General features: G+C 62.5%; 5 protein-coding genes and 2 tRNA genes. All 7 read left to right on the top strand.

From position 1 onward, the window contains the following. The 7 genes from RT460_RS19270 to RT460_RS19240 all read left to right on the top strand — a co-directional run bounded on the left by RT460_RS19270 (position 1) and on the right by RT460_RS19240 (position 6,835). Positions 1 to 85 (top strand) — tRNA-Leu (locus RT460_RS19270). A 177-nt stretch (positions 86 to 262) separates the two neighbouring features. After that, a complete protein-coding gene (gene tig / locus RT460_RS19265; RefSeq protein ID WP_313321337.1) occupies positions 263 to 1,558 on the top strand; it encodes a trigger factor in 1,296 nt (431 codons plus the stop codon). 66 nt (positions 1,559 to 1,624) lie between these two features. After that, on the top strand, positions 1,625 to 2,251 hold the full coding sequence (clpP, locus tag RT460_RS19260; RefSeq protein WP_312371696.1) for an ATP-dependent Clp endopeptidase proteolytic subunit ClpP: 627 nt from the start codon (positions 1,625 to 1,627) through the stop codon (positions 2,249 to 2,251). A 127-nt stretch (positions 2,252 to 2,378) separates the two neighbouring features. Next, a complete protein-coding gene (clpX, locus tag RT460_RS19255; RefSeq protein ID WP_313321336.1) occupies positions 2,379 to 3,668 on the top strand; it encodes an ATP-dependent Clp protease ATP-binding subunit ClpX in 1,290 nt (429 codons plus the stop codon). A 140-nt stretch (positions 3,669 to 3,808) separates the two neighbouring features. Then, positions 3,809 to 6,268 (top strand): endopeptidase La, encoded by a 2,460-nt coding sequence (gene lon / locus RT460_RS19250; RefSeq protein ID WP_313321335.1) that lies wholly within the window; start codon positions 3,809 to 3,811, stop codon positions 6,266 to 6,268. A gap of 207 nt (positions 6,269 to 6,475) precedes the next feature. Then, positions 6,476 to 6,748 carry an HU family DNA-binding protein gene (locus tag RT460_RS19245; RefSeq protein ID WP_293713896.1) on the top strand — a complete coding sequence of 91 codons (273 nt, stop codon included), beginning with the start codon at positions 6,476 to 6,478 and terminating at the stop codon, positions 6,746 to 6,748. Positions 6,749 to 6,760: 12 nt separating this feature from the next. After that, a tRNA-Val gene (locus RT460_RS19240) sits at positions 6,761 to 6,835 on the top strand. Positions 6,836 to 6,922 lie beyond the last annotated feature (87 nt).

The following is a 6,922-nucleotide window of genomic DNA, read 5'->3' as shown; positions in this document are numbered from 1 at the left end:
GCGAAAGTGGCGGAATTGGTAGACGCCCTGGATTTAGGTTCCAGTGCCGCAAGGCGTGGGGGTTCGAGTCCCCCCTTTCGCACCAGCATCCGGTCTGTCCTGCCCGCCCGGGCCACCCCCTTACTGTCCTGAATGGCCGGCTACTGCTGGCGGCGACAGCCGTTATCGGCCAAACTAGAGGGCTGCGGCGGAAATCCGCGTCTAAGTTGTTTCAACCACCACATCGTGCCGGGGGCCATCGCCACCGGTGGCAGGAGTCAACATGCAAGCTTCGATCGAATCCACCGGCAACCTGGAACGCCGCCTGAGCTTCTCGCTGCCGGCCGACCGTCTGCAGACCCATATCAATGGTCGCCTGGGCGAAATCGCGCGCACCGCGCGCATCAAGGGTTTCCGCCAGGGCAAGGTGCCGACCAAGGTGATCGAACAGCGTTTCGGGCCGCAGGTGCGCGCCGAGGCGATGGACGGCCTGTTGCGCGAGACCTTCGACGCCGCGCTGCGCGAGCACGAGCTGCGCATCGCCGGCAACCCGCGCATCGACAAGGCCGGTGAGGGCGAATTCGATTTCGTCGCCACCGTCGAGCTGATCCCGGATTTCGGCGACGTCGACGTGACCAAGCTGACTGTCGTGCGCCACACCGCTGAAATCAGCGACGCCGACATCGACCAGATGATCCAGAACCTGCAGGCCCAGCGCCGCACCTGGAAGCCGGTTGCACGCGGCGCCCAGGAAGGCGACCTGGTCGGCCTGGAAACCTGGTCGCAGGCCGGTGATGAGCGTCTGCCGGCCGAAGGTGTCGAGAAGGGCACCATCGTGATCGGCCAGGGCATGATGTTCGACCAGATCGAAAAGGGCCTGATCGGCCTGGCCAAGGGCGAAGAAAAGACCCTGGACGTCGAGTTCCCGGCTGACTGGCGCGTGCCGGCGCTGGCGGGCAAGACCGTGCAGGTCACGGTCAAGGCCACCGAAGTGTCCGAGCAGGAAGTGCCGGCCGTCGACGCTGCCTTCATCAAGAGCTTCGGCGTGAAGAACGGCGACGTGGAGCAGTTCCGCGCCGACATCCGTTCCAACCTGGAGCGCGAGCTCAAGGGTGCGCTGATGAACCGCCTGCGCCGCGAAGTGGGCGAGCAGCTGATCGCTGCCTACTCCTCGGTCGAGCTGCCGCCGCGTCTGGTCGAGGGTGAAGCCCGCTCGATGCTGGCCCAGCAGGTTGACGCCATCCGCCGCCAGGGCGGCAACCCGGGCGAAATCCCGGCCAACGCCCATGAAGGCTTCAAGGACGCCGCTTCCAAGCGCGTGCTGGTCGGCCTGCTGGTCGGCGAAGTGGCTCGCAAGAACGAGCTGCGCCTGGACCCGAAGCGCCTGAACGAAACCATGCGCCTGATCGCTTCCACCTACGAAGAGCCGGAACAGGTCATTGAGATGTACCGCAATGATCCCCAGCTTATGTCGGGCCTGCAGAACCGCGTGATGGAAGAGCAGGTGATCGACTGGATCGCCGAGCGTGCCCAGCACACCGAGCAGGCATTGACGTTCCAGGAAGCCATCCGCCAGTAAGCTGGTGGCGTTTGATCCCCGCGCTCCGGCGCGGGGAGTCCACTCCCAAGACAGGTGCCTCACGAAATGGACAACCGAGCCAAAGCATTGAACATGGTTCCGATGGTGGTCGAACAGACCAGCCGCGGCGAGCGCGCCTACGACATCTATTCGCGCCTGCTCAAGGAGCGCCTGATTTTCCTGGTGGGTCCGATCGACGACCACATGGCGAACCTGGTGGTGGCGCAGCTGCTGTTCCTGGAAGCGGACAATCCGGAAAAGGACATCAGCATCTACATCAACTCGCCGGGTGGCGTGGTGACCGCTGGCATGGCGATCTACGACACCATGCAGTACATCAAGCCGGACGTGAGCACCATCTGCGTTGGCCAGGCTGCGTCGATGGGTGCCCTGTTGCTGGCCTCCGGCGCTGCCGGTAAGCGCTATGCGCTGCCGAACTCGCGCGTGATGATCCATCAGCCGCTGGGCGGCTTCCAGGGCCAGGCCACGGACATTGATATTCACGCACGTGAAATCCTGACCCTGCGTTCGCGCCTGAACGAGGTGCTGGCCAAGCACACCGGCCAGTCGCTGGAGACCATCGCGCGCGATACCGAACGCGACAACTTCAAGAGCGCGGCGGATGCCATGGCCTATGGCCTGGTGGATCAGGTGCTGGAGCGTCGTCCGGACGAGTCGATCCAGCCGGCCTGACGGTACAAACAGCCGAAAACGCGGCGTTTTTTGCAGGGTCGGAACTGGACTGGCGTCCATCCGGCCCTGTGCTATTCTCAAATTTGAACCCCCTGTTCAGAGGGGGAAGCAACTGGGTAATCGAAGCATGAGCGAAGACCGGCAAGGTCGTTCCGGGGACAGCAGCGGCAAGATTCTGTACTGCTCGTTCTGCGGCAAGAGTCAGCACGAAGTTCGTAAGCTGATCGCGGGCCCGAGCGTGTTCATCTGTGATGAATGCGTGGAGCTGTGCAACGACATCATCCGCGAGGAACTTGAGGAAAAGGCACAGTCGGCGCGCAGTTCGCTGCCCAAGCCGCGTGAGATCCTCGAGGTGCTCGACCAGTACGTGATTGGCCAGAACCGCGCCAAGCGCACGCTGGCGGTGGCGGTGTACAACCACTACAAGCGTATCGAGAGCCGTCAGAAGAGCGACGACGTCGAGCTGTCCAAGTCCAACATCCTGCTGGTCGGCCCGACCGGTTCGGGCAAGACGCTGCTGGCCGAAACGCTGGCACGCCTGCTCAACGTGCCGTTCACCATGGCCGATGCAACCACGCTGACCGAAGCCGGTTACGTGGGTGAGGATGTGGAAAACATCATCCAGAAGCTGCTGCAGAAGTGCGACTACGACGTCGAGAAGGCACAGCAGGGCATCGTCTACATCGATGAGATCGACAAGATCTCGCGCAAGAGCGAGAACCCGTCGATTACCCGCGACGTGTCCGGCGAAGGCGTGCAGCAGGCACTGCTGAAGTTGATCGAAGGCACGGTTGCCAGCGTTCCGCCGCAGGGCGGGCGCAAGCATCCGCAGCAGGAATTCCTGCAGGTCGACACCAAGAACATCCTGTTCATCTGCGGCGGTGCGTTCGCCGGGCTGGACAAGGTGATCCAGGCGCGCTCCTCGGACAGCAGCAGCATTGGCTTTGGTGCCAAGGTGAAGAGCGCCGAGCGCAAGCAGGAAGTGGGCAAGGTGCTGGCCGAAGTCGAGCCGGAAGACCTGATCAAGTTCGGCCTGATCCCCGAGTTCGTAGGCCGCCTGCCGGTCGTGGCGACCCTGGAAGAGCTGGACGAGCCGGCCCTGATCAAGATCCTGACCGAGCCCAAGAACGCCATCACCAAGCAGTTCAAGAAGCTGTTCGAGATGGAGAACGTGGAGCTGGAGTTCCGCCCGGACGCCCTCTCGGCCATTGCCAAGAAGGCGCTCAAGCGCAAGACCGGCGCCCGTGGCCTGCGCACCATCGTCGAATCGGTGCTGCTGGACACGATGTACGACCTGCCGTCGCAGGAAAATGTCAGCAAGGTGGTCGTGGACGAGTCGGTGATCGAGAACAAATCCGAGCCGTACATCGTCTACCAGACGCCACCTGAACCGGCGAAGGCCGCCTCCGGCGACTGAACCGGGGGCAGGGCAGGTGAACGGGGCTATGCCCATTCATCAGTCGACCCAGGCAGGCTCTTGCAACACTCCGCCGATGGCCCCATAACGGGGCCATCGGCTTTTTTATTCAGCCTCCACCGAATCCTCCGGAGCCCCCCATGGCCCAGTCCAAACTCGAAGTTCTCGACCTGCCGGTCCTGCCACTGCGTGACGTGGTGGTGTTCCCGCACATGGTCATCCCGCTGTTCGTGGGCCGCGACAAGTCCATGCAGGCGCTGGAGCGCGCGATGGAAGCGGACAAACGCATCCTGCTGCTGGCGCAGAAGTCGGCCGAAACCGACGATCCGGCCGCCGCCGACCTGTATACGGTCGGTACCCTGGCGCAGGTGCTGCAACTGCTGAAGCTGCCCGATGGCACGATCAAGGTGCTGGTGGAGGGCTTGTCGCGCGTGGCCGTGGACAAGGTCTACGAGCAGGACGGCGCGCTGCAGGGCCACGGCACCGAGATTGAATCGGACGAATCGCGCGAACCGCGCGAGATCGAGGCGATCGCCCGTTCGCTGATGTCGCTGTTCGAGCAGTACGTCAAGACCAACCGCAAGCTGCCGCCGGAACTGCTGCAGACCTTGGCCGGCATCGAAGAGCCGGCGCGCTTGGCGGACACCATTGCCGCGCATATCGGCGTGCGCCTTGCGGACAAGCAGAAACTGCTGGAGACCCTGCAGATCGGCGATCGCCTGGAAATGCTGGTCGGCCTGGTCGATGGCGAGATCGACGTGCAGCAGCTGGAAAAGCGCATCCGCGGCCGCGTCAAGTCGCAGATGGAAAAGAGCCAGCGCGAGTACTACCTCAACGAGCAGATGAAGGCCATCCAGAAAGAACTGGGTGACCTGGATGACGCGCCGGGTGAGCTGGACGAGCTGGCCCGCAAGATCGCCGAAGCCGGCATGCCCAAGCCGGTCGAGGTAAAGGCCAAGAACGAACTCAACAAGCTCAAGCAGATGTCGCCGATGTCGGCCGAAGCCGCGGTCGTGCGCAACTATCTGGAATGGCTGCTGGGCGTGCCGTGGAAGAAGCGCACCAAGGTCCGCAAGGACCTGAAGGTCGCCCAGGACACCTTGGACGCTGACCATTACGGCCTGGACAAGGTCAAGGACCGCATCCTTGAATACCTTGCCGTGCAGTCGCGGGTGAAGCAGATGAAGGGCCCGATCCTGTGCCTGGTCGGTCCGCCGGGCGTGGGCAAGACCTCGCTGGGTCAGTCCATCGCCAAGGCCACCAACCGCAAGTTCGTGCGCATGTCGCTGGGCGGCGTGCGTGACGAGGCCGAGATCCGTGGCCATCGTCGTACCTATGTCGGTTCGATGCCGGGCCGTATCGTGCAGAACCTCAACAAGGTCGGCAGCAAGAACCCGCTGTTCGTGCTGGATGAGATCGACAAGATGTCGATGGATTTCCGTGGCGACCCGTCCTCGGCGCTGCTCGAAGTACTGGACCCGGAGCAGAACAACGCCTTCAACGATCACTACCTCGAGGTCGACCTGGACCTGAGCGAAGTGATGTTCGTGGCCACCTCCAATTCGCTGAACATCCCGGGCCCGTTGCTGGACCGCATGGAAGTGATCCGCATCCCGGGTTACACCGAGGACGAGAAGCTCAACATTGCCACCCGTTACCTGGTGCCCAAGCAGCTCAAGGCCAATGGTCTGAAGGTTGAGGAACTGGCCATCGAGGAGGATGCCATTCGCGGCATCGTGCGTTATTACACGCGCGAATCGGGCGTGCGTAACCTCGAGCGCGAGATCGCCAAGATCTGCCGCAAGGTGGTCAAGGAAATCGCCCTGGCCGGCCCGCAGCCGGTGAAGAAGGCGGCTGCCAAGAAGTCGGCCAAAAAGCCGAAGGCACTGGTGGTGGTCGATGCCAAGAACCTGGACAAATACCTGGGTGTGCAGCGTTTCGACTTCGGCCGTGCCGAGGAAGAAAACGAGATCGGCCTGGTCACCGGCTTGGCCTGGACCGAAGTTGGCGGCGACCTGCTGCAGATCGAGTCGACCCTGATCCCGGGCAAGGGCGCGGTTACCCTGACCGGCCAGCTCGGCAACGTCATGAAGGAATCTGCGACGGCTGCGTTGTCGGTGGTACGCGCCCGTGCCGAATCGCTGGGCATCGACGTCGATTTCCTGCAGAAGCACGACGTCCACCTGCACGTGCCTGACGGTGCAACCCCGAAGGATGGCCCCAGCGCCGGTATCGCGATGGTGACCTCGCTGGTGTCGACGCTGACCAAGGTGCCGGTCAAGGCCGAGGTGGCGATGACCGGTGAGATCACCCTGCGTGGTCGCGTCACCGCGATCGGCGGCCTGAAGGAAAAGCTGCTGGCCGCACTGCGTGGCGGCGTGCGCACGGTGATCATCCCCGAGGAAAACCGCAAGGATCTTGCGGATATCCCGGCCAATGTGACGCGAGATCTGCAGATCGTGCCGGTGAAGTGGATCGATGAAGTGCTCGATATCGCACTGGCCACACCGCTGGCGCCGAAGAAAGCGCGTAAGAGTGCGCAGCGCGTCGCAGTTCGTGGCAAGTCGAAGGCAGCTCCGACTGCGCGCGTCAAGCACTGAAATGTGAACGCCAAACCCCTCGAAACCCGCGTCATTACTGGCTTTTCAGCTTGCGCGGGTAGGGGGGCACTGGTATAAAAGTGCGACTCACGCATCAGCTTGTTTGTTGATGGCGTGTTTGCAGGATCTTCCGGCAGCTGGCGTCTTGGGGCGTACGGTTGCCACCCAAATAATTCCGCGGATTTGCCGCAAAGGGAGTTTTACAGAATGAACAAGACCGAATTGATTGATGGCGTTGCCGCTGCTGCTGACCTGTCCAAGGCCGAAGCTGGCCGTGCAGTTGACGCTGTCATCGCCGAGATCACCAAGGCCCTGAAGAAGGGTGATGCCGTGACTCTGGTGGGCTTCGGTACGTTCCAGGTTCGTGCACGCGCTGAGCGCACCGGCCGCAATCCGAAGACCGGCGAAGAGATCAAGATCGCTGCTGCAAAAAATCCTGCATTCAAGGCTGGTAAAGCCCTGAAGGACGCTGTAAACTAAGCGGCTCAGCTAGGGTGCTTAGCTCAGCGGTAGAGCGTCTCCCTTACACGGAGAGGGTCGGGGGTTCGAAACCCTCAGCACCCACCAGGTTAAGCGCCAAAGCAGTACAGATTTGAAAGTGTGGAGCGGTAGTTCAGCTGGTTAGAATGCTGGCCTGTCACGCCGGAGGTCGCG

This window comes from Stenotrophomonas sp., assembly GCF_032061965.1.
Lineage (GTDB): Bacteria > Pseudomonadota > Gammaproteobacteria > Xanthomonadales > Xanthomonadaceae > Stenotrophomonas.
This window is presented reverse-complemented; position numbering and strand designations above follow the sequence as displayed.